At 40.5% G+C, this 25,852-nt stretch carries 24 protein-coding genes; 10 read left to right on the forward strand and 14 right to left on the reverse strand.

Annotation, left to right across the window (positions count from 1 at the left end; genetic code table 11):
• Positions 1 to 2: 2 nt before the first annotated feature.
• The 6 genes from ACKWBX_RS16080 to ACKWBX_RS16105 form a co-directional block, all read right to left on the reverse strand.
• Positions 3 to 881, reverse strand: coding sequence for a rhomboid family intramembrane serine protease (locus ACKWBX_RS16080; RefSeq protein ID WP_413969747.1), 879 nt, complete (start codon positions 879 to 881; stop codon positions 3 to 5).
• Between the two features lies 1 nt (position 882).
• Positions 883 to 1,626 (reverse strand): rhomboid family intramembrane serine protease, encoded by a 744-nt coding sequence (locus tag ACKWBX_RS16085; RefSeq protein WP_413969748.1) that lies wholly within the window; start codon positions 1,624 to 1,626, stop codon positions 883 to 885.
• A complete protein-coding gene (gene mutL, locus ACKWBX_RS16090) occupies positions 1,627 to 3,474 on the reverse strand; it encodes a DNA mismatch repair endonuclease MutL (RefSeq protein ID WP_413969749.1) in 1,848 nt (615 codons plus the stop codon).
• Positions 3,474 to 3,767 (reverse strand): riboflavin synthase subunit beta, encoded by a 294-nt coding sequence (locus ACKWBX_RS16095; RefSeq protein ID WP_413969750.1) that lies wholly within the window; start codon positions 3,765 to 3,767, stop codon positions 3,474 to 3,476. Before ACKWBX_RS16095 ends, mutL begins: the two co-directional genes overlap by 1 nt.
• Before the next feature lie 128 nt (positions 3,768 to 3,895).
• Positions 3,896 to 4,381, reverse strand: a complete 486-nt coding sequence (ribH, locus tag ACKWBX_RS16100) for a 6,7-dimethyl-8-ribityllumazine synthase (protein ID WP_413969751.1) — start codon at positions 4,379 to 4,381, stop codon at positions 3,896 to 3,898.
• The gene (locus tag ACKWBX_RS16105) at positions 4,381 to 5,148 is read right to left on the reverse strand and encodes a tetratricopeptide repeat protein (protein WP_413969752.1); all 768 of its coding nucleotides are present in this window, start codon (positions 5,146 to 5,148) and stop codon (positions 4,381 to 4,383) included. Before ACKWBX_RS16105 ends, ribH begins: the two co-directional genes overlap by 1 nt.
• Positions 5,149 to 5,272: 124 nt before the next feature.
• On the opposite strand from ACKWBX_RS16105, the gene recF reads away from it, so the two are divergent.
• From recF to ACKWBX_RS16120, 3 genes are read left to right on the forward strand one after another with little or no spacing between them, the layout of a single operon-like run.
• Positions 5,273 to 6,352 (forward strand): DNA replication/repair protein RecF, encoded by a 1,080-nt coding sequence (recF, locus tag ACKWBX_RS16110; protein WP_413969753.1) that lies wholly within the window; start codon positions 5,273 to 5,275, stop codon positions 6,350 to 6,352.
• A 1-nt stretch (position 6,353) separates the two neighbouring features.
• Positions 6,354 to 6,770, forward strand: coding sequence for a hypothetical protein (locus tag ACKWBX_RS16115; protein WP_413969754.1), 417 nt, complete (start codon positions 6,354 to 6,356; stop codon positions 6,768 to 6,770).
• On the forward strand, positions 6,770 to 7,066 hold the full coding sequence (locus tag ACKWBX_RS16120) for a DciA family protein (protein WP_413969755.1): 297 nt from the start codon (positions 6,770 to 6,772) through the stop codon (positions 7,064 to 7,066). The genes ACKWBX_RS16115 and ACKWBX_RS16120 overlap by 1 nt, the downstream gene beginning before the upstream one ends.
• Before the next feature lie 84 nt (positions 7,067 to 7,150).
• Here the strand turns inward: ACKWBX_RS16120 and ACKWBX_RS16125 are convergent, their stop codons facing one another.
• Entirely contained in the window at positions 7,151 to 7,570 is a 420-nt protein-coding gene (locus ACKWBX_RS16125) for a nucleoside-diphosphate kinase (protein ID WP_413969756.1), read from the reverse strand.
• A gap of 46 nt (positions 7,571 to 7,616) precedes the next feature.
• Positions 7,617 to 8,642, reverse strand: a complete 1,026-nt coding sequence (locus ACKWBX_RS16130) for an alkaline phosphatase D family protein (RefSeq protein WP_413969757.1) — start codon at positions 8,640 to 8,642, stop codon at positions 7,617 to 7,619.
• 72 nt (positions 8,643 to 8,714) lie between these two features.
• On the opposite strand from ACKWBX_RS16130, the gene ACKWBX_RS16135 reads away from it, so the two are divergent.
• The 4 genes from ACKWBX_RS16135 to ACKWBX_RS16150 are packed head-to-tail and all read left to right on the forward strand — an operon-like array spanning position 8,715 to position 12,574.
• Positions 8,715 to 9,731: a DHH family phosphoesterase gene (locus ACKWBX_RS16135; protein WP_413969824.1), complete on the forward strand. Its 1,017-nt coding sequence runs from the start codon at positions 8,715 to 8,717 to the stop codon at positions 9,729 to 9,731.
• Positions 9,728 to 10,279, forward strand: a complete 552-nt coding sequence (gene gldI, locus ACKWBX_RS16140; protein WP_413969758.1) for a gliding motility-associated peptidyl-prolyl isomerase GldI — start codon at positions 9,728 to 9,730, stop codon at positions 10,277 to 10,279. The genes ACKWBX_RS16135 and gldI overlap by 4 nt, the downstream gene beginning before the upstream one ends.
• A 13-nt stretch (positions 10,280 to 10,292) precedes the next feature.
• A complete protein-coding gene (locus tag ACKWBX_RS16145; RefSeq protein ID WP_413969759.1) occupies positions 10,293 to 11,435 on the forward strand; it encodes a peptidylprolyl isomerase in 1,143 nt (380 codons plus the stop codon).
• A 59-nt stretch (positions 11,436 to 11,494) separates the two neighbouring features.
• Complete coding sequence (locus ACKWBX_RS16150; RefSeq protein WP_413969760.1) at positions 11,495 to 12,574, forward strand: glycoside hydrolase family 5 protein; 1,080 nt, start codon at positions 11,495 to 11,497, stop codon at positions 12,572 to 12,574.
• A gap of 6 nt (positions 12,575 to 12,580) precedes the next feature.
• Here the strand turns inward: ACKWBX_RS16150 and ACKWBX_RS16155 are convergent, their stop codons facing one another.
• On the reverse strand, positions 12,581 to 14,035 hold the full coding sequence (locus ACKWBX_RS16155; RefSeq protein ID WP_413969761.1) for an aminoacyl-histidine dipeptidase: 1,455 nt from the start codon (positions 14,033 to 14,035) through the stop codon (positions 12,581 to 12,583).
• Positions 14,036 to 14,097: 62 nt separating this feature from the next.
• Between ACKWBX_RS16155 and ACKWBX_RS16160 the strand changes: the two genes are divergently transcribed.
• The 3 genes from ACKWBX_RS16160 (at position 14,098) to ACKWBX_RS16170 (ending at position 19,584) form a co-directional block, all read left to right on the forward strand.
• Positions 14,098 to 15,165, forward strand: coding sequence for a DUF3810 domain-containing protein (locus ACKWBX_RS16160; RefSeq protein WP_413969762.1), 1,068 nt, complete (start codon positions 14,098 to 14,100; stop codon positions 15,163 to 15,165).
• A 143-nt stretch (positions 15,166 to 15,308) separates the two neighbouring features.
• Positions 15,309 to 18,263, forward strand: a complete 2,955-nt coding sequence (locus tag ACKWBX_RS16165; RefSeq protein ID WP_413969763.1) for an amidohydrolase family protein — start codon at positions 15,309 to 15,311, stop codon at positions 18,261 to 18,263.
• 28 nt (positions 18,264 to 18,291) lie between these two features.
• Positions 18,292 to 19,584: an amidohydrolase family protein gene (locus ACKWBX_RS16170; protein ID WP_413969764.1), complete on the forward strand. Its 1,293-nt coding sequence runs from the start codon at positions 18,292 to 18,294 to the stop codon at positions 19,582 to 19,584.
• Positions 19,585 to 20,061: 477 nt separating this feature from the next.
• Here ACKWBX_RS16170 and ACKWBX_RS16175 read toward each other — a convergent pair whose 3' ends face one another.
• The 5 genes from ACKWBX_RS16175 to ACKWBX_RS16195 all read right to left on the reverse strand — a co-directional run bounded on the left by ACKWBX_RS16175 (position 20,062) and on the right by ACKWBX_RS16195 (position 25,767).
• A complete protein-coding gene (locus ACKWBX_RS16175; RefSeq protein WP_413969765.1) occupies positions 20,062 to 21,105 on the reverse strand; it encodes a succinylglutamate desuccinylase/aspartoacylase family protein in 1,044 nt (347 codons plus the stop codon).
• 148 nt (positions 21,106 to 21,253) lie between these two features.
• Positions 21,254 to 21,664 carry a MerC domain-containing protein gene (locus ACKWBX_RS16180; protein ID WP_413969766.1) on the reverse strand — a complete coding sequence of 137 codons (411 nt, stop codon included), beginning with the start codon at positions 21,662 to 21,664 and terminating at the stop codon, positions 21,254 to 21,256.
• Positions 21,665 to 21,699: 35 nt separating this feature from the next.
• Positions 21,700 to 22,524, reverse strand: a complete 825-nt coding sequence (locus tag ACKWBX_RS16185) for a hypothetical protein (protein ID WP_413969767.1) — start codon at positions 22,522 to 22,524, stop codon at positions 21,700 to 21,702.
• A gap of 107 nt (positions 22,525 to 22,631) precedes the next feature.
• Positions 22,632 to 23,621, reverse strand: a complete 990-nt coding sequence (locus tag ACKWBX_RS16190) for a DUF5829 family protein (RefSeq protein ID WP_413969768.1) — start codon at positions 23,619 to 23,621, stop codon at positions 22,632 to 22,634.
• A 1-nt stretch (position 23,622) separates the two neighbouring features.
• Positions 23,623 to 25,767 carry a DUF5916 domain-containing protein gene (locus tag ACKWBX_RS16195; protein ID WP_413969769.1) on the reverse strand — a complete coding sequence of 715 codons (2,145 nt, stop codon included), beginning with the start codon at positions 25,765 to 25,767 and terminating at the stop codon, positions 23,623 to 23,625.
• Positions 25,768 to 25,852: the final 85 nt, after the last annotated feature.

The raw sequence follows: 25,852 nt of genomic DNA on the forward strand, positions 1-25,852 counted from the left end.
AGCTATTTTTCTTTTCCCGCCTGAAAAAGAAAATCTTTTTCCGCTTTTGATAAGCTTTCATAGCCCGATTTACTGATTTTATCGAGAATGGCATCTATCTTTTTTTGTTGGCTCTGTTTGTCATAATTTACTGTGGTCTTCGAAGCGGTCGATTTTTGTTTTCGATAAACGGTCTTTAACGGTGCTTTCTTTTCGGACTTTTTAAAAAGATTTGCAATACCATCCAAAAATCTTGAAAAACCAGCTCCGATATCCATACCGTTTAAAAGTTGTCTTGCGTACCAATATCCCAGTAAAGCGCCACCCAAATGCGCCAAATGACCACCTGCGTTACCGCTGTATGGCAACCGAATCAAATCCATCAACACCATAAAAGCACCAATATACCATAGTTTTACATTGAAAAATATGAGACGTACCTCTTGATTGGGCATATAGGTACAGATAAATATCAAAATGGCACTTGCACCAGCAGAAGCCCCTATTAAATAGGCATTGACACCAAAAAATGCGGGGAAAATATTATATCCTACAAGAAAGAAAAAACCTCCTAATATGACTCCCAATAAATAAACATTTAGAAAGCGTTTGGCATCAAAAAGGTTTAAGAAAATCCTGCCCACAAAATAAATGAGCAACATGTTCCAAAAAAGATGACCAAATCCTCCATGAAAAAAGGAGTATGTTATAATGGACCATGGCTGCATTAAAAAATCAAAAAAATCTTTTGGCAACTCAAACCATTGAACAATACTATTCTTTGAAAGATTCAGTAAAAAAGGAAAAAGTGCATTGACGATGAAGACCAATACATTTGCCGCAATTAACTTCTCTGCGATGTTTAACCTACTGAACTGGTATTTAAGATTTCCCTGCGCCATATTAGTTCCATCTATTTTTATTAAACTGGTTCTTTTTCCAGTACCACATCATCAGAAAACCAAACAATGCCCCACCAACGTGCGCAAAATGGGCAATACCCTGCCCGAAAAGACTATACCCCGTAACTCCGGAAAACAAATCCAATCCAATTAAAACGGGAATAAAATACTTCGCTTTTATCGGTACGGGTAAAAATATGAGGAACAGCTCACTATTTGGGTAAGACATGCCAAAAGCGACCAAAACCCCATAAATAGCTCCGGATGCTCCAACAGCCGGTGTACTATAGGCACTTAAAAAATTATCTATTGTAGATTTTCCGGCAATCTCATACCAGCTCGTATTATATTGCCCATTCGAAACTACTTCTAGAATACTTGACTCGGAAATGCCTGAATTCACCAAAGCACTTAAACCTTCATTGAAATAATAGTAGTTCACTCCTGTGTGAATCAATGCGGCTCCCAAACCAGCCGAAAAGTAAAAAAATAGAAATTTATTTTTGCCCCACATACGTTCTAGAGGTGTTCCAAAAGCATAAAGTGCATACATATTGAAAGCAATATGCATAAAACCGCCGTGCATAAACATGTGCGATACGATCTGCCACAATCCAAAATTTTCATTTTTTGGGAACCAAAGTGAAAACCATTGGTACATCTGTTCCCCATAAAGTTGAGTTGCAACAAAGAATAAAATATTGATAATAAGCAGGTGCTTGATTGCTTCAGTCAGTCTCGCCATTTAAATAAATTTTCTTTCAATATCGTTTTCGGTAATGGTGATATAGGTCGGTTTGTTAAACGGACTCAAGGTGGTCTCCTTGCAAGCGAATAAATCGTTGACCAAATTCATACGGGATTGTTCGTCCAAGACTTCACCTGTTTTTACGGATAGAGTTTTGGACAGTGTTTTTGCCAATATATCACTTTGCGAAAAACTATCACCGGGAATTTCCATCTGAAAGTCAGAAATGAGTTGCTCCATCACCATTTGTACTTCACTTTCCGAGACCATTACCGGAACCCCTTTTATCTCTACCCCATCTTCACCTATTCGTTCAAAAACAAAACCAACAGCACTTAGATTCTCTTTTATTTCTTTTAAAATCTTTATATCCCCAGTAGAAAAATTTAAGGATAAGGGAAAAAGCAGTTGTTGGCTTATCGCCTCTTTTATTGTTATGTTCTTTAAAAAGTTTTCGTACAGCACTCGCTCGTGCGCCCTACTTTGGTTGATTACGACCATTCCCGATTTAATGGTGGTCACAATGAATTTTTTTCGAAGTTGAAATGTGGTACTTGGAGTATCTTTAACATCAGCATCATTCTCAAAAATAGTGCTGTTGGCCATTTCCGATTCAAACTGAAAATTTGGATTTCCATGAATGGGATTCGCTTCTAACCCTTCGTATAAACGTTCCCAACCCTTAGCACTGGTTTTTGTGTAATTTGAAGGGGATGAATGTGTTTTAGGTTTCACGTCGACAAAAGGATTGAAGGATGCATCTACGGAAACCTCCGGTACCTTCACCGGTTTATTCTTGTAATTATAGGGTGTGTCCAAATTCTGGTCCTTTTCAAAGTCCAACACGGGAACTACGTTAAATTGACCTAAACTATGTTTTACGGTGGATTTCAAAATGGCATATAAGGTATGCTCATCATCAAATTTAACTTCTGTTTTGGTAGGATGTATATTGATGTCTATGGCAGCAGGATTCACTTCTAATCTCAAAAAGTATCCGGGATGTGTTCCTTGCTTTGTCAATCCTTCAAAAGCACCTAAAACGGAATGATGCAAATACGGACTCTTTATAAACCGGTTATTGGCAAAAAAAAACTGCTCTCCCCTGCTCCTTTTGGCAAACTCCGGTTTTAGAATGAAACCTGTAACTTTTACGACTTGTGTCTCTTCTTCAACGGGAACCAATTTCTCATCGGTCTTTCTTCCAAAAACATGTACAATACGCTTTCTAAAAGAATCGGAAGGTAGGTTAAAAACTTCTCCGCCATTATTATAAAAACTAAAAGCGATATTGGGATGTGCCAGTGCCACTCGATGAAATTCATCCGTAATATGTCTCAATTCTACTTGATCCGATTTTAGAAAATTACGCCTTGCAGGGATATTAAAAAAGAGATTTTTCACCAGCATGGATGTTCCCTTTGGAACAACGGCAACTTCTTGACTTGTGACGGTACTTCCCTCAATTTTAATATGTGTCCCGATTTCCTCGTCCTCCGTGCGGGTCATCATTTCCACGTGGGCAATAGCGGCAATAGAGGCCAAGGCTTCCCCCCTAAAACCCTTGGTGTTTAGGTTAAAAAGGTCTTCTGCCTTCTGAATTTTGGAAGTGGCATGGCGCTCAAAACTCAATCTGGCATCGGTTTCCGTCATTCCAACACCGTTGTCCACTACCTGAACAAGTGTTTTCCCCCCGTCCTTAATAATGAGTTTTATTTCAGTGGCGGAGGCATCTATAGCATTTTCCAAGAGCTCTTTTACTACCGAAGCCGGGCGTTGTACTACTTCTCCCGCAGCTATCTGGTTGGCCACGTGGTCTGGCAAAAGTCTTATAATATCCGCCATTAGTTACCAAAGAAAATTGAAAGGTCGAAATCCAATATGTAAAGCACTATGAAAAGTAATACCGCAATAATTATGACCATCCGCATTTTGAGATTACGGTCACCCTCTCGTTTAGCGTCTTCAAAGGCGTTGTTGAATTTGTTCTTTAAACCCCTTTGGTTGGTCAACGTACTCCTAAACTTATCCAATTTAGGTTCCATTTTATAGGGATTTCCCTTTCCTTTATCATCGTAGTATCTGGGGCTATATTCATATTGCCTGTTCTTTCGTAAACGCGTTATTTTACTCAACATCCCCATGGTTTCAAAGTTACTTAAAATCAAAAAAAGGAAATCAAAAGGAATGCCAAAATTTGTTAACAGTCCATACCAAATTATAATGCGACTGTCAAATCGAAGATTAAACGTAAAATAAGCCGGGATTAACTATTTGCTATTACGGCCATTTTAATGGCCGCTATTGCGGCTTCAATACCTTTATTGCCGTGCTTGCCACCACTTCGGTCAATAGCCTGCTGCATGGTATTGTCCGTAAGCACACAGAAAATAACGGGAACTTCAGTCAGAACGTTCAAGTCTTTAATGCCTTGGGCAGTGGCATCACAGACAAAATCAAAATGTTTTGTTTCCCCTTGAATGACACTTCCAATGGCGATTACTGCATCAACCTCACCAATTTCGATTAGTTTTTTGCACCCAAAGGTCAGTTCAAAACTACCTGGAACATTGAGCCTGTTTATGTTTGAGGCAAGTGCTCCGCAATCCAATAAAGCGGCTTCAGCACCTTTGTAAAGGCCTTCCGTTATTTTAGGGTTCCATTCAGAAACAACGATCCCAAACCGAAATTCCTTCGCGTTTGGGATCGTTGCTTTATCATAAACGGATAAATTTTTGGTTGACGTTGCCATTATGCACCACTTTTTGCCATACCTATAAAAGCATCTACGTTACGGCCTTCATCGGAGTCTGAAAACTCGTCCTTGATTCGTTGAAAATAGGAAAGTGCTTTGCTTTTATCGCCCATCTCCATAGCCGTGATACCCGCTTTTTGTAAAAATTTTGGAGTTGTGTAGTCGTTGCTACTGTGCGCAATCGCGGCATCATAGTATCCCAATGCATCGGAAGGCTGTCCCAATTGCATAAAAGCGTCGCCTATACCGCCTTTGGCCAAAGCACCCAACACATCGTCATCGGATGAAAAATCTTCTAAATAATCAATAGCCTCCTGATATTTGTTCATGTTCAAGTAAGCCATCCCAGCAGAATAATTGGCCATATTAGCCGCTTTGGTTCCATTGTATTCTTCGATAATATCCAAAAAACCATACTTCCCTTCTGCCCCTTCCAAAGCCAACATAAACAAAGAATCTTTTTGTGTAGCACTGTTCAGTGCTTGGTCAAAATACTGTTGCGGATAGTACAGTTCATTGGCCGCATTTGATTCGGTAGGTTTTTGAACGAATTGATTATAGGCCAAATATCCCAATACCCCAATGGCAATAACACCAATAATCCCTAAAATATAATTTTGGTTCTGGGAAACCCATGCCTCAGTTTTGGACGCACCTTCATCCAAGGAACTAAATACCTCTGCCGTTGTGCTTTCCTGCTCATCAAACTCTTGGATTTCCTCCTTTGTTTTGGGCTTAAATCCTCTTTTCTTATATGTAGCCATTACTTATTTAATTGGTCGCGCAAAAATAAAGTTTTTATTGAAATCCAATAGCCTATTTATTCGTTATTTTTGGATATTTTAAGCCATAACCAACGCTTTTCGACTAAATAATTCGGCGTTTTTCATGATTCTAGAGCAATTGTCCCTTATTAATTATAAAAATTTTGAATCGACGGATTTAACCTTCGATGCTAAAATAAATTGCTTTGTCGGTGCCAATGGCGTAGGAAAAACGAATATACTGGATGCCATCTACCACCTTTCCTTTGGCAAAAGCTACTTTAATCCGGTATCCTCACAAAATATAAAACACGATACCGATTTTTTTGTCATCGATGGAACGTTTCAAAAAGAGGGCCGTACCGAAAAAATAGTCTGTAGCCTTAAACGAAACACCAAAAAAATAATCAAAAGAAACGGAAAACCCTATGAACGCTTTGCGGAACACATAGGGCTGCTCCCATTGGTCATCATTTCCCCTGCGGATAGGGATCTCATCATGGAAGGTAGCGATATGCGCAGAAAATTTATGGACGGCGTTATTTCACAGTCGGATAAGAGTTACTTAAATGCTTTGATGAACTATGGTAAAGTGCTTTCGCAGCGCAATGCCCTTTTAAAATATTTTGCGGTCAACCATACTTTTGAAAAAGCCGCGTTAGAGGTATATAACGAGCAATTACAAACGTTTGGGAACGAAATATTTGAGAAAAGACAGCAATTCATCAAAGCCTTCATTCCCATATTTCAAGAACAATATAAAGCTATTACCGGGAATACGGAACACGTAGACCTCATCTATGACAGTAAGCTTTTGCATGAGGATTTCCATACCTTGTTGGAAAAAAGTATTGAAAAGGACAGAGCGGTCCAATATACTAGTGTGGGAATACATAAAGATGACCTTAGTTTTAAAATAAGTGAGTATCCCATTAAAAAATTTGGTAGTCAAGGACAGCAGAAATCGTTTTTGATCGCTTTAAAATTTGCGCAATTTCATTTTATGAAAGAACAGTCCAAAACCACTCCCATCTTAATTTTGGATGATATCTTTGATAAATTGGACGAGAACAGGGTAGCACATATCATTGCCTTGGTAGACAATGAAAATTTTGGACAAATATTCATTAGCGATACCCATGCGGAACGCACGGAGAATGTGGTCAAAAAAATACATCAGACCTATAAGATATTCAAACTATAGTATGAGATTCAATGGCTTTTTTTTAGTTATATTGATGATGTCTTGTTCCAGTGACGTTTCAAAAGAAGACCTTTCCTTATTGAACGGCTATTGGGAAATAGAAAGGGTTACATTCCCGGACGGGAACGAAAAAGAATATAAGGCGAATTTGAATATCGATTTTATAAAAATAGATTCGCTCACAGGATATCGAAAAAAAGTGAACCCAAAGTTCAACGGTAGTTTTGAAACTTCGGACGATGCAGAATTGTTCAATATCATCCAAGAGGAAGACATTTTTTTCATTCATTATAAAAATAATCTGAGCGAATGGAAAGAAGAGCTTTTAACATTATCCCAAAGGGAATTTTCAATCAAGAACGAAGCGAACGTGATTTATCATTACAAGCGATACGAACCCATTAATCTAAATCCCTGATGGCCAAGAGAGAGAATGAGAACCGTTCCATGAAAGAAGCCTTGTCCGCTTTTATCCAAGAAAACAAACTGGAAAAAGGGATGAATAAAATCGATGTTCAGGAAGCGTGGTCAAATCTTATGGGCAATGGCGTTGACAATTACACCACTGCGGTAGATTTAAAAGGTGATACATTGTTTGTTTCGCTTTCTTCTTCCGTGCTTAGAGAAGAACTGAGCTTGGGCAAATCCAAGATAGTAAGGATGCTGAACGAGGAACTGGGTAAGGAACTCGTCAAAAAAATAGTACTGCGATAAAAAGTGCATTAGATGAATAAGCTATTTCAAACGAAAAAACCGACCCTTGGGCCGGTTTTTAAATTAAAATTATAAGTTGTTCCCTTAATATATTTCCCTACCCGAAAAGTGAAAAGAACCTTCAATAGCGGCGTTTTCATCACTATCGGAACCGTGAACAGCGTTTTCGCCTATATCTTTTGCAAATAATTTACGGATTGTTCCTTCTGCAGCTTCGGCAGGGTTCGTGGCCCCAATCAATGCCCGAAAATCTTCTACTGCATTGTCCTTCTCCAAAATAGCGGAAACAATTGGCCCTCTGGTCATGAATTGTACCAGCTCCCCAAAAAAGGGTCGCTCTTTGTGAATCGCATAAAATTCCTCGGCATCCCTTCTGCTCAACTGTGTATATTTCATAGCTACGATTTTAAACCCTGAAGCCGTAATTTTTTCCAATATAGCTCCAATATGTCCGTTCTCAACGGCATCTGGCTTGATCATCGTAAAAGTTCTATTTGTAATCATATCTCAAAATTTTGCGCAAAAATACGTTTTTCCCTACAACAAACAACTATTCGTAGCTTTGTTGCAGTTCACCAAAGAGTTCCCCGTTATCGCCCATCATTTTCATATGGGCCATTTTCGATTTAAGATTCAACTTTAGAATGCCATAGCTTTCCGTAGCAACAACATCCCCTACTCTATACGGATTCTCTTCACCGGTAAAATTTCTGTACGCGTGGGTTAGGCCGCTACTGGTAAAATCTACTAATGGATACTCCATACCGGTAACATCAGTTCTGGAAAATTCGGAGATATGACGGTCTCCTGATAAAATCAATACGCCTTTTGCATTAGTATTGGAGATCAAGCCTTTCAAACGGTCTACCTCGTGCGGAAAATTGCCCCAACACTCAAATCCATGTTTATTGGACAAGAATTGTATGCTACTAATGAGAATATTAAAATCGGCCTTGGAATTTTGCAGTTCATTTTCCAACCACTGCCATTGTTTTTGGCCAAGAATAGTCCCTTCTCCATAGGCATTGGGCTTATTTCTCTTTTTTGTTCCAGTATCCGATGTCAGTGCCGTTCTAAAATACCGGGTGTCCAAAATTATGATTTTCACTTTACCATCAGGTAGTTCAAAATCATGCGCGGCATATACTCCTTCTTGCTCTCTACGTGGGCTCTCCTTGGGAACGTCCATAAAATCCAAAAATTCTTGCTGACTTTCTTTTTTTGCCTTAAACTCGACACCGCCATCATTTATGCCATAATCATGGTCGTCCCAAGTACCGATTACCGGAACCTTATTTTTTAAACGCCGATAACCTAAAATTTTATCTTGGTTCGCATATTTGGCCCTCAAGGTATCCATATTGTCCGTATCCGCATACACGATATCTCCGCCCCAAACCCAAATATTCGGGTTTTCATTGAGAATATCGTCCCATAAAAAATTATCCAAAGTAGCTTTATTACAGGAACCAAAAGCAATGACAAATTCATTGGTTTGTCCAACGCCGGGCAGTTCTTTTTTGGATGCACACCCTATCAAAACAACTAGACCCAAACACAGTAAAATTCTTTTCATATTCATTTTGTGAAAGGCAAAATTAGGTATTTACAATTTACCCCTATGTTATTAAATTGTATCTTTGCCGCCATGAATTTAGAGCATATCAATGCGCTTAAAGCGCTACTTTCCACTTCCAAGAAAATAGCCATTGTTCCACATAAAAACCCAGATGGTGATGCCATTGGCTCCACTTTAGCGCTTTGCCATTACCTGAATTCAAAAAATCATAAAGCGGTAATCGTTTCTCCAAACGATTTTCCGAAATTCCTAAAATGGATGCCAGGCAACGAGGCCATTCTAAATTTTGAAAAGGAAAATTCGCAATCAAAAAAGGCCTTGGAAGAAGCTGATATCGTTTTTACCTTGGACTTTAACCACTTGGGAAGGGTTGGGCAAATGACAAAAACACTCGAAGGCCTTGATACCACTTTCGTGATGGTAGACCATCACCAACAACCATCGGACTATGCAGAAATCATGTATTCGGATGTGAACATGAGTTCCACTTGTGAAATGGTTTACAATCTCATTTCCTATTTGGGCGATTTGGACAGTATCAATAAAGATATGGCCAACTGCATTTATACGGGCATCATGACGGACACAGGTTCCTTTAAATTTAAAGCAACCACTAGTAATACGCACAGGGTAATAGCAGATTTAATGGACCGTGGCGCGGAAGGCACCGAAATTCATCATAGGATTTATGATACCAATTCTCCCAGCCGACTACATTTGTTAGGGTGCGCGTTAAAGAATATGGTTATCCTAGAGGAATTCAATACGGCATATATTACGTTGAGCCAAGCAGAACTGGACAAGTATAATTATGAAAAAGGGGACACCGAAGGTTTTGTAAACTATGGCCTAACATTAGAAGGCATACGCTTTGCGGTAATATTCATTGAGAACAAGGAAGAAGGAATTCTGAAAATATCCTTCCGTTCCGTAGGGGATTTTTCGGTAAATGAATTTGCCAGAAATCATTTTGATGGTGGAGGACATACGAACGCCGCAGGGGGTAGAAGCGAAAAATCCATTTCGGAGACTACAACGTATTTTAAATCGTTATTACCAAAGTATAAAGAATCATTGACCGCATGAGAAACAGTTTGATCATTCTTTTGTTTTTGGGAATCTGGAGCTGTAAGGGCCCGGAACCAAGAAGACCCGTTCAAACAAAAAGTGGAAGTTTTTTCAAGGAATCTATAGAAAGAAGTAAAAAATTATTGGCCGTCGAAGAAAAAAGGATTCAGGAAATCATTAAAAACGATTCCCTAAGGCATTATACCCATAGTGCAAATGGTTCTTGGTACCATTATCATATCACAAATGATGTGGATACCTATGTACCCAAAGAAAATGATTTGGTAGTGATGAACTATGACCTCAGAACATTGGACAACGACACTATTTATTCGCTGAACGAAATAGGGACCAGAAGTTATAAGGTGGATAAGGAAAAACTCTTCCCAGGTTTGAGGGAAGCGGTCAAAATATTAAAGGAAGGAGAAAAAGCTACTTTTTTATTCCCTTCTTCCATTGGTTTTGGATATCACGGCGACGACAACAAAATTGGTAGCAATGTGCCGTTGAAATCGACCATTTCCATTTTAAAAATTGAAAAACAAGAAGAAAACGTAGAAAATTAAATTTTAAAATATCATGATCAACAAATTATCTGTTTTAGTATTAACAGTCTTACTATTTGCAAATTGTAAAACAAGTCAGCGAGCGGATTTAGGAGATGGAATTTTCGCGGACATCAAAACGAACAAAGGCGATATCATCGTAAAACTAACCCCTGGAAAAACACCGGTTACCGTGGCCAATTTTATTTCTTTGGCAGAAGGGGAAAATCCTTTTGTGAGCGAAAAACATAAAGGAAAAAAATATTATGACGGTCTAATATTCCATAGGGTTATGAAAGATTTTATGATTCAGGGAGGGTGTCCTTTAGGTACAGGAACGGGAAATCCCGGTTATAAGTTTATGGATGAGTTCAACGATTCCCTGGTCCATGACAAAAAGGGAATTCTTTCTATGGCCAATAGCGGTCCGGATACCAATGGTAGTCAGTTTTTCATTACCCACAAAGCAACTCCTTGGCTCAATAACAAACATTCTGTCTTTGGAGAAGTAGTAGAAGGTATTGCCGTAGTAGACTCTATTGCCAATATAAAAGTTGCCGCGGGCAATAGACCCGTTGATTCGGTAAGCATGAAAACCGTTGAAATTATAAGAAATGGGAAAGAAGCCAAAAAGTTTGATGCCGTAAAAATCATGACCGAATATTTTGATGGGGAAGAGGAACGTCTTGCCGCCATTGAAAAAGAAAAACAAGAAAAGTTGGCTGCGCTAAACAAGATAAAAAGCGATTTTGCCGCAACAATAGCAAAACAAAAAGAGACGGCCAAGACCACACCTTCCGGGCTTAAAATGACCCTGTTAAATAAAGGAAGTGAAGAGAAACCTAAGGTTGGACAAATAATAAATGTCGATTACGCTGGTTATTTGGAAGATGGTACAATGTTCGATACCAGTTATAGCGAAGTAGCTGAAAATTATGGAAGATTGGAAGAAATCACAAGAATGCATCGAGGGAGTCTAGTACCCTTAAATCTCACTTACAGTCCTGATATGCCAATGATTCCAGGTTTCAAAGAAGCAGTCCTTAGCCTAAACATAGGAGATAAGGCTAGGTTTTTTATTCCATCACACTTAGGTTATGGAGAGCAAGGTAGCGGACCTATTCCTCCAAACGCAAACTTGGTTTTTGATATAGAGATTACGGGAGTGGCAGAATAGCAAAATACGATAATGGCTTAAAATACGTTCTTAAATTTAAACCCTAAATCTGTAACACAATGAGAACTGCTATTTTTCAATTTTTGATTGTTTTATCTTGTTCCATTTCCATTTCTTGCCAATCTTCCGCAGCTGAAGAGATGGATAATGAAGATACCGTAACCAACGAAAAAGACAATCCTACTACAGATGATGAAAACGAGGAAGAGACCACTAGCGGGACAGTAGTATCCCTACACGGTCAATTGCATGTTGATGGAAATAGAATTTTGGATAAAAATGACGAGGAAGTCCAACTAAGGGGAATGTCCTTTTTCTGGAGCCAATGGATCGAAGGGAGTAAATATTACACTCCCGAAACGGTAGCTTGGCTTAAAAAAGATTGGCAATGTACCGTGGTGAGAGCTGCCATGGGCATAGAAGATGATGGTGGTTACATCACCGACCCAGAAGTGAACAAGCAAAGAGTTTTCACCGTAATCGATGCCGCTATAGAACAGGGTATTTATGTAATTGTAGACTGGCATAGCCATCATGCGGAAGATTATTTGGAGCAATCCAAGGCATTTTTTGCGGAAGTGGCCCAAAAATATGGGAATACCCCCAATATCATTTACGAAATCTATAATGAACCTTTAGATACTCCAGCGTGGAATACCGTGCTAAAACCTTATCATGAAGCCGTTATCAAAGAAATAAGAAAGTTTGATGCGGACAACATCATCATCTGCGGTACAAGAACATGGTCACAACGTGTAGATGAAGTTATCGGTAATGAAATAAACGATGAAAACGTAGCATATACATTACACTACTACGCTTCTTCCCATAAACAGGAATTGCGCAACATTGCCAAACAAGCTTTGGATAATGACATCGCTCTTTTTGTGACCGAATATGGAACTACTGAGTTTACCGGAAACGGGACTATTGATATCGCCGAGACCAATACTTGGTGGGATTTTCTGGACGAAAATAAAATTTCATGGTGCAATTGGTCCGTAGCGGACAAAGTAGAAAGTGCTTCTGCCCTAAAACCAAATTCGAGCACCACTGGAGATTGGACCATGGAAGACCTTACCCAAAGCGGTGCAATGGTTCGTGATGAAATCAAGGCACAAAATCAAAAGTTTGAGTAGCCTCTACTAAGGTGTTTCCTTAAGGATTCTAATTAAAAAATCCCAAAATTTTTGAACGGATGAAATACTGACACGTTCATCCGGCGAATGTGCGCCCCGTATGGTAGGGCCAAAACTTACCATATCCATATCCGGATAATTTTGTCCTAGAATTCCGCACTCCAAGCCGGCATGACAGGCAGCTACTATCGGTTCTTGCTTAAATAATTTTGTATAACAGTTTTTGGTTATGCTTACTATTTCGGAATTTGGATTGGGGTTCCATCCCGGATAGGCTCCATCAAAAGAAACCTGATAATTCGCTAGTTCAAAAACAGCTTTCAAAGCAAAGGCTAAATCCATCTTGGCTGTTTCCACTGAAGATCGGGTCAAACAACCTATTGCTATGGTTCCGTTATCGACCTTTACCCGAGCAATATTATTTGAGGTTTCCACCAAATTAGGTATTGAGGCACTCATTGCATAAACCCCGTTATGCGCACCATAAAGACTTCGTATTAAATTGTGACTCTCCTTTTCACCTATAACAAATCCGGGAGTTTCTGTACGTGCCATTGTAATTTCCAAAGTAGGTTCCGTAAGGGATAGTTCTGCTTTAATAATTTTCGCAATCTTTTGAAAATTTTCAGTCACCGTTCTATCATTACCTTTATCCACCACAACAACTGCAGTGCTTTCACGAGGTATTGCATTTCTAAGGCTCCCTCCGTCAATCATTGCGATCAAAGCTCCATTATCAATATTAAGCTGATGTATAACCCGGTTCATGATTTTGTTGGCATTCCCGAGACCTTTATGAATATCCATGCCACTATGCCCACCTTTTAGGCCTTTCACCTCAATTTTATACGCAATAGAATCGATAGGGCAAGGTTCTTTTTGATACCTACCCAATACATTTACATCAATTCCTCCCGCACAGCCTATGCCTATCTCATCATCTTCTTCGGTATCCAAGTTCAACAGGATATTCCCCTGCAAAATACCTCCTTTTAATCCGAACGCACCGGTCATCCCAGTTTCCTCATCAATCGTGAACAAAGCTTCCAAAGGAGGATGTACAATATCTTTACTTTCCAAAAGTGCCATAATTGCCGCAACGCCCATCCCATTATCGGCACCCAGCGTAGTTCCTTTGGCTTTGACCCAATCCCCATCAACATACATTTGTATGCCCTGGGTCTCAAAATCGAATGCGGTATCGTTATTTTTTTGGTGCACCATATCCAAGTGCGATTGTAAGGTTACCATTTTCTTCGCTTCCATGCCCACGCTTGCAGGTTTCCGAATAACAACGTTACCAATATCATCCGTAAAGGTTTCCAAACCAAGGGAATTCCCAAATTCCACCATAAAGGCAATCACCCTTTCTTCCTTTTTAGAAGGTCTGGGAACAGCGTTCAAATTGGCAAAATTTTTCCAAACCGGTTTTGGGTCAAGATCTTTTATAGCTTCGTTCATTCGTATCCAATTAAGTATTTCAAAAATACAGATAGAAAAAGGATTTCGCTATTTTTGAACCGATGAAGATTTCCCTTAAAACCGGTATAGCACTATCCCTCGTTCCACAAATAGTATTGGTCAAATTAATAGGTAATCAAACACAGTTCATAGAGCACTACTATAGTAATGGTCTTTACCCTTTTGTCTCAAAATTGTTCCGGACACTTTTTGGGTGGATACCTTTCTCTTTAGGCGATATTCTTTATTTCCTATTGATTCTTCTTGCTTTAGGCTACGTTTGTAAAAACCGGAGACCCATCTGGAAAAATAAGCTCAAATTTTGTCGGAATATATTGATGGTGTTATCCATTGCCTACTTTACATTTCATGTCATGTGGGGGTTTAATTATTACCGGGAACCCGTAGCGCAAAAATTAGGTCTAAAGGAAACGAACGATTATCAGGAACTGATAGATTTCACTAAACTACTCATTGCCAAAACCAATAGACTTCAGCTAGAAATTACTAAGGATTCCACTCAAAAGGTCATCATCCCCTACTCCCAAAATGAAATCTTTGAAAAAAGCCTTGAAGGGTATTATAAGATTTCAAGAAAACATGGTTTTCCGCAATACGAAAAGCCTAGTACCAAAACTTCTCTGTTCAGTACCGGACTGAGCTACATGGGCTATGCCGGCTATCTGAACCCATTTACGAACGAGGCGCAAGTAAATGGCCGATTGCCCAATTTTAGGTTTCCTGTTGTTGCGGCCCATGAGATGGGCCATCAATTAGGGTATTCCGCAGAAAACGAAACTAACTTTATAGGATATTTAGTGACTGCTGAAAATGAAGATCTTTATTTTCAATATGCAGCTTCGGCCTATGCCCTTGGTTATTGTTTAAGCGATATTAGAAGAGGCGACCAAGAAATTTTTGATACCCTTTTTGGGGAGTTGAACCAAGGCGTGCTATTGAACTTTCAAGAGATGCGAGATTTTTGGACTTCTTTTGAAAATCCCTTGGAGCCAGTTTTCAAAGCTATTTTCAGTTCATTCTTAAAAGCCAACAATCAGTCTAAGGGAATCCAAAGTTACAATGCAGTGGTCTCGTTGTTAGTTGCGTATCATAAGCAATATCCATTATAACCCTAAGAGTGTTGGAATTAAGGATGTATTTATATAGCACCCATTTGAACAACATTGTTAACAAGTGTTAAATAAATGAAAAACACCCCGTATTCCTTCTTACAAACCTTACTTTTAAAAGGACTAAATCAAACTGGAACAATATGAAAAAAAGTATTTTCGCTTGTTGTCTATTTTGGTGTTGTGCAACACTATTTGGACAAGATTATTTCCCGGAAAATGACGGGGTAAAATCTAAAAACAACAATTATACGGCATTTACAAACGCAAAAATCTATGTAACCCCTACACAAATTATAGAAAAAGGCACCTTACTCATTCAAAATGGAAAAGTTGTCTCTAGCGGAAGTACTATTAGCCTTCCCAAGAACACCATTATTGTTGATGTAGCGGGAAAAAGTATCTATCCTTCGTTTATTGACGCTTACTCAAAATTTGGTGTGGAACAACCCGAAAGAAAACCGGGCGGTGGGCGTTCCCCACAGTACGAACCGGAACGTGAGGGCTTTTACTGGAACGATCATATTATGCCCGAGAATTCGGCAATAGCTCATTTTAAATACGATGACAAATCCGCAAAAGAATTACGAAAAGCAGGATTTGGTGTAGTCAATTCCCATATTCACGATGGTATTGCACGTGGCACAGGAGTTTTAATCGCCCTTAATGCAGAAGGTACGGATGCCAATCGCATTTTGGAGGATAAATCGGGACAGTACTTCTCTTTGACCAAAAGTGTAACGAAAAAGCAATCCTACCCTACTTCCCTCATGGGGGCCTTGGCATTATTGCGACAAATGTATAGCGATGCAGAATGGTATGCAAAAGGCAATTCGGACACGAAAGACCGTTCTTTGGAAGCGCTGAACGAAAATAAAGGATTGGTACAGTTCTTTGAGGCAAAGGACAAAGGCCATGTGTTGAGGGCGGATAAAATTGGGGATGCCAATGGCATACAATATGTAATTCTGGGCGGAGGAAATGAATATGAACGTATCGCCGAAATCAAGTCCACCAACGCCAAAATGATTATTCCGATCAATTTTCCAAAAGCGTATGATGTCTCAGATCCCTATCAGGCGGGATATGTTTCCTTGGCCGATATGCGAAAATGGAATCAAGCACCCACTAATCCAAAAGTTCTGGCGGAAAATGGAGTTATGTTTTCCTTGACCCCATACAGTCTTAAATCGCCATCCAACTTTAAGGAGATGTTGATGAAAGCGATACAATACGGTTTATCCAAAACCAAAGCCTTGGAAGCCCTAACTACCGTTCCAGCACAAATTCTAGGAAAGGGAAACAGTCTAGGAAGTTTAAAACCTGGAGCCTACGCTAATTTTTTGATCACTTCCGGTGACATCTTTGATACATCAACGACCCTTTATGAAAACTGGGTGCAGGGCACAAAAAATATCATCAATAACAAGGATATAAAAGATATCCGTGGGGAATATAAACTTACCGTACAAGGAAAAACCTATGCTATTGCCATAAGTGGTGAGGCCTCAAAACCAAAAGCGGAAGTAAAACAGGACACCACAAAACTTACTTCAAAAATTGTTTATGAGGACAACTGGCTGAACCTATATTTCAATACAGATGAGGACGACAGAACATACCGAATGACCGCAACCGTTCCAAAAAATTCAGATAATATAGAAGGACGGCTAATTCTTCCAGATGGGACCGAAGATTCGTTTACCGCAGTAAAACAATCCGATTTTGAAAAAAATGATGCTAAAAAAACGGATGCGGAAGAAACACCTAAAATAATGCCCGTCACCTATCCGAATTTGGGATATGGGTACGTAACTAAACCAAAATCGGAAAACATATTATTCAAAAACGCAACGGTATGGACCAGTGAGGAAGCAGGCATTCTTGAAAATACCGATGTGCTGATCAAAAATGGAAAAATTACAAAAATAGGAAAGGATTTAGGCTCGGGAGGTGCAAAAGTAATAGACGCTACAGGCAAACATTTAACTGCCGGAATTATAGATGAACACAGTCACATAGCGGCTTTGGCAGTGAATGAAGCTGGCCATAACAGCACTGCCGAAGTTAAAATGGAAGATGTTGTGGATGCGGAGGATATTAAAATCTACCGCTCGTTGGCCGGAGGGGTTACGTCGCTACAATTACTGCACGGTTCGGCCAATCCTATTGGAGGTCGTTCGGCAATTCTCAAATTAAAATGGGGGGAAGAAGCGGACGGTCTCGTTTATGATAATTCGCCCAAGTTCATCAAATTCGCTTTAGGGGAAAATGTGAAGCAATCCAACTGGCAAAGTTTCTCAAGGTTTCCACAAACCCGTATGGGGGTTGAACAAGTCTTTGTAAACTATTTTCAGAGAGCAAAGGAGTATGATGATAAAAAGAAAAATGGACAACCTTATCGTTATGATGAGGAAATGGAAGTTTTGGCAGAAATCCTGAACGGTGAACGTTTTATCAGTTGTCATTCTTACGTACAAAGTGAAATTAACATGATGATGAAAGTAGCGGAAAAATTCGGGTTCACCTTAAATACGTTCACACATATTTTAGAGGGTTATAAGGTGGCCGATAAAATGGCGGCGCATGGCGCCGGCGCCGGTACGTTTAGCGACTGGTGGGCCTATAAATATGAAGTAAACGATGCTATTCCGTACAATGCCGCTATCATGCAGAAGCAAGGTGTTATCGTTGCCATAAACAGTGATGATCGGGAAATGATCAGAAGGCTAAATCAAGAGGCTGCCAAAACCATTAAATATGGTGGCATGACCGAGTTGGAAGCTTGGAAAATGGTGACCATTAATCCGGCGAAGCTTTTACACTTGGATGACCGGGTTGGAAGTATCAAAGAAGGTAAAGATGCCGATGTCGTGCTCTGGTCGGGTCACCCGATGTCCATTTACAGTAAAGCTGAAAAAACCTTGATTGAAGGTGCTACCTATTTTGATTTGGAACAGGACAAACAAAAACGTGAGGCCATTAAAAAAGAAAGAAATGAACTCATCAATATGATGCTACAAGAGAAATCCGGTGGTGGCAAGATGCAGGGGCCCAAACAAAGCGTCAAGAAGAACTTTACTTGTGAAACTTTATAAGATTATTCAATCTGAAAAAATAAATCGAATGAAAAATTACATATATCTACTTTTTTTAATTGGAAGTTTGCTATCCCTAAAAGCACAACAAACTCCAGCTCCAGCTCAAACCGAAGCTATAAGTATTGAGGGGGCTACGGCCCATTTGGGAAATGGGGAAGTCATAGAGAATTCCTTGATTATGTTCGAGGAAGGCAAACTTACTTTCGTGGGCAGCGCAATGAATAAAATTGCAAGAAAAGGAAATATTGTAGATGCCAAGGGCAAACACATCTATCCGGGATTTATTGCACCGGCAAAAACCTTGGGTCTCATAGAAATAAATGCGGTACGCGCCAGTAACGATCAAGACGAAATTGGGGATCTTATCCCTCATGTAAGAAGTATTATTGCCTACAATGCAGAATCCAAGGTTGTGGAGAGTATGCGTCCAAATGGTGTTTTATTGGCCCAAATAGCGCCCACGGGCGGACGTATTTCCGGGACCTCTTCCATTGTTCAGTTTGATGCTTGGAACTGGGAGGATGCAGCCATAAAAACAGATGACGGCATTCACTTAAACTGGCCAAATAGTTTCAGGCAAGGGAGGTGGTGGATGGGTGAAGACCCTGGATACAAGCCTAATAAAGACTATCAAAAACAAGTTGATGATGTCGTTTCTTTTATGACAAATGCCTTAGCGTACGGGAAAGGTACTCCTAAAGAAGTCAATCCTGCTTTTGCCTCCATGCAAGGCGTATTCAACGGATCTCAAAAGTTATATGTGTATGCCGATGGCGAAAAGGAAATCATTGATGCTGTCAACAGTGCAAAGACCAATGGTGCTAAAGAAATAGTATTGGTTGGGGGCTATCATGCCCATAAAATTACGGAGTTCTTAAAGAAAAATGAAATTCCCGTACTTGTGCAGTTTACGCACAATAATCCCGTTTTTGACGATGAAGATTATGATTTACCGTTTAAGCTGCCAAAATTATTGGTAGATGCCGGTCTGTTAGTCGGTATACAGAATACCAATGCCTCGAACTTCCAAACGAGAAATCTGCCTTTTTATGCGGGGCAGGTAGGGCAGCAAGGGTTGGATAAAGAAAAGGCATTGCAATTAATAACAGGAAATACCGCTAAAATCTTAGGTATTGACAATAGTTATGGAACCTTGGAAGTGGGGAAAAGTGCTACACTTTTTGTTTCGGAAGGCGATGCTCTGGATATGCGTGGAAACCAGTTGACCCATGCCTTTATAGATGGCAGAAACATTTCTTTGGAAACGCATCAAACCAAACTTTGGAAAAGATATTCCGGTAAGTACGAAGGAAAATAAACAACTATAGACTTAAAATCCATGGTTTTCTTTACTATTTGAGCGAGGAGAGTCATTCCGACAGAGCACTGCGACGAGGAATCCCATTGTATCAATTCATCATGAGATTTCTCACTGAGTTCGAAATGACAGATATTTTAAAAAAAGTTTATAGAAACTAAAAGTAACTGTAATGAAATTGCTGAGTTTCAACCTTTAACTAGATAATAAAGCTTCAAGTGCGATTTAAGACAAAAAGCCTGCTGTAAAACATCAGGCTTTTAAAATTACACGTATTGATCCTTAAAACGCTTCAGACATTTAGAATCTAATATAAATAAGGTGATTTCGTCCTAAGCTAATCAATATTAAATTGATTTTAAGCTATTTATGATTGGCCGTCAGGTCAAACCTTTCGACTTAGCTCAAGATAAACTAAAGTCGAGACCTCTTGGAGTATCTATTTTAAAGAATTTAATAGAAAAAATACACTAATCCTTATTCCAAACTAGAACCGATACACATAACAGTGTCTCCATCGTTGATTGGAGGTGTCGCAATTTTATATAGAATAATACCGGATGAGGGGGCCTTGTATTCCGTTAGTATCTTACCGAATTCATCGGTGGTATATCCCACTACATCCCCTTTTTTGACAGCATTTCCTGCTTTATAATCACTGTAAAAAATTCCCTCTTCTTTAGACCTGATATAGGTCTGACGGTTTAGCTTTATAAAGGTAGGTTTTGGAGCCGATGCGGTATGATACATGTCCATTTCTTTCAACATATTGTACACTCCTTTTTTGATTAGACTAACCGCCGCCGACTGTACATTGCCCAATTTTCCGCATTCGATGCTCAAGGCCGTTTTTCCATCTTGTACCGCTTGCTTAAATACGTACTTGGCCGGTTCGTCATCCGTTATGGCATACGGATAGGAAACTACGTATTCAAATCCACTTGTTTCTGAAAGCACCTTGGCGTTCTGTGTCTGCTCAGGCCTATTTTTATTATCGTAATAACATACAAAAGGCATAAGATCTTCATTGGCATCTCCACCATGAATATCCAAAAAGACATCACTTACCGGAATGATGTTCTTGGTAATTAGATGTGCCAACCGCTGCGTGATGGTTCCTGTCGAATCCCCTGGAAATGCACCGTTCAAATTGGTTTTATCCTGTGGGTTGATAAAGGGTGTTCTGGTGAAAAATGACCCTGTGTTCGCAATAGGAATAAAAATAATGGTTCCCGACAGCTCTTCAGGTTTTATTTCCTGCATCAATTCCTGAACGGCGACTATCGGGGGATATTCAAACCCGTGAACACCGGCCACTATGGTAAACACCGGGCCATCAGTTTTTCCTTTCACAACGGAGACAGGTAGATGGCCTTGGTTTCCCAACGTATCGGCAACATCAATACGGATATTTTTTATCAGAGGTCTGGTGTTGTTCGAAAAGACCTCTTGAAATGTTTTTTGCGCTTCGATGAAATGCGATACCAAGACCAATAAACTGATTAAAACTATTTTTTTCATATCTAAAAATAGGAAATGGCACACGATGTTGGCACAAAACAAGACAGAATAGTACTGCCCGATATTTATCAATTCTTTATTCATAAAATATGGAATGGTATTTCTTGAATTCCAAACAACCATATGTTTCTCTATTACTGTTAAAAAGTTAGTTCTTATGGGCGCAACAGTCCTTTTCGCACTGGCAGTATTTACGATTATAAAGATGTAGGATAATCAAAGCAATAGAGGGAATATAGATGAATACCTCGGCAAGCGGAATCAACTCCAGCTTTTCATTTAAGATTGTCATTGCCAGTAGTCCCCAAGAAATCCATAGCGCGACCTTTATGAAATATTTAGAAGTATTTCTAACGGACCAAAACACGGCCAAGAGGGATACAGCTATAAATACTATATCTATGAGCCCCCACCATTGGGGATGCGAGTGATGCCCTTGAACATGCCCAGTGTGTACGACGAATAGAAAAGGTGTGGCTACACAATGCGCAAGGCATAATCCACTGGCAAAACTACCCCATAGGTTAGGGTAGTCACTCAACTTGGTAATTGCTTTCATATCATCAGTTGTATTATGAAATTAGGATAAAATACTTACTGTTTTAGTATAACGGTTCGGTTCACCTTATTAAAAGGACCTGGGATTAACTTGCCCGCCGAATCAATGAGTTCCAGTTGAACGGTCACTTCGCCCATCGGCAAACCTTTCACGACATGTGGGACCCAATCCGAAATCATAAATTCCTCGCCGTTGATGGTGGCCCTTACTTTATTCCCATCTTCTGAAAGAGTAGTGTTGAGTACGAAAAAATCCAAAAGCAAGTTCTCTGTATCGGCTCCCGAATATTCTCCTTTGGGGCGGCTGTAGATAAGGGTCGGAGCATTCATATCCAATCCTACAGAATCAACAGGATTCCCACCGACTTCCAATTTTTTCACGACCACGGAGTTTTCGTTCTTTACCGATTCGTGGTACGAACGGCTCAAAAAGGCAACCAAATGGTGTACCCCATCGGGAATTTCTTTTGAAAACGTCGGTTCGTAGTGTGCGGAATACGGTTGGTTGTTCAAAATAAAATGGATGTGCTGCCCTTTGCCTGAATTGGCCAGTAGCTCGGCATTGGGGCCATCTGTCTGGGCGCCCAGTTCGTAGTTGCTTACCGTAAAGGCAAACTCGGCTTCCCCACCTATTGTAATCGTGCCATCGCTCGGGGATTGCAGTTCCAAAACGGCATCTTCGTAGGCCGGGGAGCCTTCCAATTTTACCAGTTCAATTCTTCTAGTTGTGGTTTCGTCCGCTTCTTCGAGGACCTCCTCGATAGTTTTCTCATCAATGGCATCCTTTTTCTGCTGCTTGCAGGAAGTCGTTACGGCAAATAAAAGTAGTATCGCAAAAATCTGTGGTGTTCTCGTTTTCATTTTAGTTGTTTTAAGAATTATGAATTATTTTAAGGGTTTACTCGATAATAGAGATTTAATGCTCCGACACTTACGTCGAAATCTAAATTGAATTTCTTTCCCATACTTTACGGGCCTGCCTTGTCGGCAGACAGGCTTGTCCCATGGTTGTTTGCTTTATATAGGTTTTCCAGATTCCATATGGATTGGGTGCCCGTATTGGAAATTGTGAGATTACCCAGCTTGGTCACTCGGATATCCGAGGTATTCAAACTGCACCGGATCTCGGTAATACGGCTGAATGCTATGGTATCGGAAGGTGCGATGGCAATGGAAACATCGCCACTAGCAATGGTCAAGGTTTTTCCCTCTTTTGATATGAGCTTGCATCCCAATTGGCGCATTTCTTGGGCAATACGTTCGTAATCTTTGAACGTACAGGTCATGTTGATGGAGTTGATGCCTTCGAATAATTGCCTTTTGCTGTAGGATTCCTTTAAAAAGGCTTCCCGCGAGTATTTCTTATGTTCCTTTTCGTGCAAGCTATCTAGAGAAGCGGGGTTGTAGAATGCGTACCAGGTGTGCAGGGCGGTTCCCGAACTTGGGGAATAGAAGGCCTTGAACCAAGTAGTCTTCTCTTTCCGAATTGGCATATCTACCGTGTCAGAAATACTCAAATAGGGTGTTCCCTTTTGTTTCAGTTTTGGCGTTACTCCTAAATGAAAATGTTCACCCTCATTATGAAGTGCAAAACCGATTCCGCTTTTGCCTACAGGTTCATTGTATGCATTGTCGGGTCCTAACAATTCAATGTAATGTTCATGCCCCCTGAGGTAGCACGAGGTCGCACTGTCATCAACAGCTCTGAAATCGGGCAGTCCCGCGTCTACGGAAGCATAGGTTTCCTTTAAAAAATCATGCCGCGTCAATTGGGCGTAAGAAATACTATCCAAAACCACATACAGATGGTCAAAAAGCACTTGGGATACGTCATGACCAAAAGCTTTATCGATTTTCTCCCGATCTATGACCGAGGCATCATAGCCTTTCCGGACCTTCTCTTGACACGAAGCCAGTAGCAGTACTAATATTAGATAGTTTAGTTTGTAGGCTTTCATTTTAAAACTGTTTTAAAAAGGTAATCTTACTGATGAATTGAGTGCTTTGTTGCAAAGGGTCGAAAATGTTGGTTTGGGTGTCATTGAACACGAGATAAATAAACGACAACGGCATATACTCCCAACTGAAGCGCACGTTCCATCGGCCCTGTTCATCAAAACTGTTATACTGGTAAAAGGTGGAAAGTTGCACCCTAGGATTGAGTGCCACGCGAAGACCTCCCGTATATAATCGGGTATCCAGGTCATCATTTGCTACGCCTACACCGTTGATATTATTGTACTCGTAATCAGCGGTCAACGAGATATGGGGCAAAGGGGCATACCGCAGGCCACCTGTAATCGTATTTCTAGTACCATCATAAAAGTTCCCGAAATCGTAACTGACGGACCCTGAAAATTTCTTGGACTGGTCGGTGTTGTATTTCAATAGGTAACGGGTATAATTATAATCGCCCTGTGCAATTTGAAGGCCCAAAGGAGCAAAGTCAAAATTGATGTTTTGCCAGGTTGGGGTAAACGAGGCCTCGACAAATGAGTTGTCTTTAAACCAAGTGAAAATGGGAAAGATATACAAACTCGCTTGTTGGAAATTACCTAAATCCTCAAAATCGTGATAGTAGTTGAAAAAGGCCCCAGGGTCCCAACGGCGTACAAAGGGCAGTTTTTTTGGTCTTAAAATGGCATACCCGCCAGGACTATGATACATGACATCTTTTTGAAATACAAAACCCATGTCGGGCGCATAATCTTGACTCACAAAAGTGTTCAGATAACCTATATAATATTTGTTCGTTCGGGCTCCTGCGAACAGCCTTCCTGAATAACCTGTATCCCCTGTCTCACTATCCAAGGAAGTGGACAATAGATAGGACAGGGTTATCTCGCTTTTAGGTCGAATTAAACCGTCGATGGAAATTGTAGTATTGTTTCGGCTAGCTATCCCCAAATCATTCGAGGAATCATCCAATCGATAGGTAACCATCGCCCCGATGTTGTTTTCCTCACCATAGTTCTGTGTATAGCGTGCCACTCCGAACGTACTGCCCGTACTGTTGTCGGTCTCTCGTTGGCGTACTGCTAAAACCGCAATCGTTCTATTTTCGTTACGGTCGGTATATCGTGCCCCGGTATCCAAGGGAGCTGGGGCCGCGTTGAAGGTATTCTCTAGCCCTATTGTTCGACTGAAGAAAGGACGTAGCTGAAAATTCCCCCCACCGGCCCAAATTCCTGAATTTTCCAAAAAGAACTGACGCCGTTCCGGGAAAAAGATATTAAAGCGCTCCAAGTTGTTGACGGCCCTATCTACATCAGCTTGGGCAAAATCCGTGTTGATGGTCAGATCGAGCACCGCATTCGGGTTGATAGCCCATTTCACATCGCCCCCGACTTTCGGTTCATTGAGTTTATCGGTCAAGACATCGCCCTCCTTGTTTTCGTCATATTGGTAAAGGGCGTACGGTTCCACGCGGATGTTGGCCGAAGGCGGAGGAACTTCCAGTCCGATCAGCTTGGCTGCATAGATCATTCGGTTCTCTGAAAAGGATTGGGGAATGGCCGGAAAGACCGTTTTTTCAAAATCCTTTCGGGCCAGTCGATAAAAGGTGATACCCCACTCAATGGACTTGCCATCGACTGGTTTGTCATAGCGAATGGATTTGAAAGGAATGGCAAACTCGGCATAATATCCCTTATCGGTACGTTCGGTCCGCACCCGCCACAACGCATTCCAGTCTTCATCGGTGTTGTTGTCGTTAAAACTTTGCAGGTCCAACTGGTTGCCGTGGGGCGTGGTCTGAAAGGAAACGGAATACTGCTTGGTGTTCTGTGCATCGATTTGGATACCGAAGACATCGTTCTCTCCGTTATCGAAATCGCGCCGCAAATCCTGTATACGCACTCCTTTCTTTCCAAGGGAATCCGCAGCGAACACACCGAAGTAGAGATTTCGGTCATCATATAGCACCTTGACCATAGTCGAGTTTTTTATCGGGCCGCCCTGTACCGGCTCTACCCGAAAGAAATTAGTAGTGGGCTTGGCCTTCCCCCAGTCAGCTTCGATCAACTTACCATCTATGGTTATGACACTATTGATTTTGGATGCCGAGATAGTAACAGGGACTTCGGGCGGGGGAAAATTTTGCATATCTTGTTGTGGGAATGCTACTGTTTCAATCAAAATGAAACACCATATCAATATTGATTTTATGTTTGAAATAAAAGTCATTTTA

Source organism: Maribacter algae (assembly GCF_047345745.1).
Lineage (GTDB): Bacteria > Bacteroidota > Bacteroidia > Flavobacteriales > Flavobacteriaceae > Maribacter.

Bases quoted from the DNA above. Each gene is read 5' to 3' on its own strand.
- ACKWBX_RS16170 (WP_413969764.1), top strand. From the start codon at position 18,292: ATGAAAAATTACATATATCTACTTTTTTTAATTGGAAGTTTGCTATCC.
- recF (WP_413969753.1), top strand. From the start codon at position 5,273: ATGATTCTAGAGCAATTGTCCCTTATTAATTATAAAAATTTTGAATCG.
- ACKWBX_RS16195 (WP_413969769.1), bottom strand. From the start codon at position 25,767: ATGCAAAATTTTCCCCCGCCCGAAGTCCCTGTTACTATCTCGGCATCC.
- ACKWBX_RS16080 (WP_413969747.1), bottom strand. From the start codon at position 881: ATGGCGCAGGGAAATCTTAAATACCAGTTCAGTAGGTTAAACATCGCA.
- ACKWBX_RS16180 (WP_413969766.1), bottom strand. From the start codon at position 21,664: ATGAAAGCAATTACCAAGTTGAGTGACTACCCTAACCTATGGGGTAGT.
- ACKWBX_RS16190 (WP_413969768.1), bottom strand. From the start codon at position 23,621: ATGAAAGCCTACAAACTAAACTATCTAATATTAGTACTGCTACTGGCT.
- ACKWBX_RS16115 (WP_413969754.1), top strand. From the start codon at position 6,354: ATGAGATTCAATGGCTTTTTTTTAGTTATATTGATGATGTCTTGTTCC.
- ACKWBX_RS16135 (WP_413969824.1), top strand. From the start codon at position 8,715: ATGAATTTAGAGCATATCAATGCGCTTAAAGCGCTACTTTCCACTTCC.
- ACKWBX_RS16105 (WP_413969752.1), bottom strand. From the start codon at position 5,148: ATGGCTACATATAAGAAAAGAGGATTTAAGCCCAAAACAAAGGAGGAA.
- ACKWBX_RS16165 (WP_413969763.1), top strand. From the start codon at position 15,309: ATGAAAAAAAGTATTTTCGCTTGTTGTCTATTTTGGTGTTGTGCAACA.
- ACKWBX_RS16120 (WP_413969755.1), top strand. From the start codon at position 6,770: ATGGCCAAGAGAGAGAATGAGAACCGTTCCATGAAAGAAGCCTTGTCC.
- ACKWBX_RS16155 (WP_413969761.1), bottom strand. From the start codon at position 14,035: ATGAACGAAGCTATAAAAGATCTTGACCCAAAACCGGTTTGGAAAAAT.
- ACKWBX_RS16125 (WP_413969756.1), bottom strand. From the start codon at position 7,570: ATGATTACAAATAGAACTTTTACGATGATCAAGCCAGATGCCGTTGAG.
- ACKWBX_RS16175 (WP_413969765.1), bottom strand. From the start codon at position 21,105: ATGAAAAAAATAGTTTTAATCAGTTTATTGGTCTTGGTATCGCATTTC.
- ACKWBX_RS16130 (WP_413969757.1), bottom strand. From the start codon at position 8,642: ATGAAAAGAATTTTACTGTGTTTGGGTCTAGTTGTTTTGATAGGGTGT.
- ribH (WP_413969751.1), bottom strand. From the start codon at position 4,381: ATGGCAACGTCAACCAAAAATTTATCCGTTTATGATAAAGCAACGATC.
- ACKWBX_RS16150 (WP_413969760.1), top strand. From the start codon at position 11,495: ATGAGAACTGCTATTTTTCAATTTTTGATTGTTTTATCTTGTTCCATT.
- gldI (WP_413969758.1), top strand. From the start codon at position 9,728: ATGAGAAACAGTTTGATCATTCTTTTGTTTTTGGGAATCTGGAGCTGT.
- mutL (WP_413969749.1), bottom strand. From the start codon at position 3,474: ATGGCGGATATTATAAGACTTTTGCCAGACCACGTGGCCAACCAGATA.
- ACKWBX_RS16095 (WP_413969750.1), bottom strand. From the start codon at position 3,767: ATGTTGAGTAAAATAACGCGTTTACGAAAGAACAGGCAATATGAATAT.
- ACKWBX_RS16145 (WP_413969759.1), top strand. From the start codon at position 10,293: ATGATCAACAAATTATCTGTTTTAGTATTAACAGTCTTACTATTTGCA.
- ACKWBX_RS16085 (WP_413969748.1), bottom strand. From the start codon at position 1,626: ATGGCGAGACTGACTGAAGCAATCAAGCACCTGCTTATTATCAATATT.
- ACKWBX_RS16185 (WP_413969767.1), bottom strand. From the start codon at position 22,524: ATGAAAACGAGAACACCACAGATTTTTGCGATACTACTTTTATTTGCC.
- ACKWBX_RS16160 (WP_413969762.1), top strand. From the start codon at position 14,098: ATGAAGATTTCCCTTAAAACCGGTATAGCACTATCCCTCGTTCCACAA.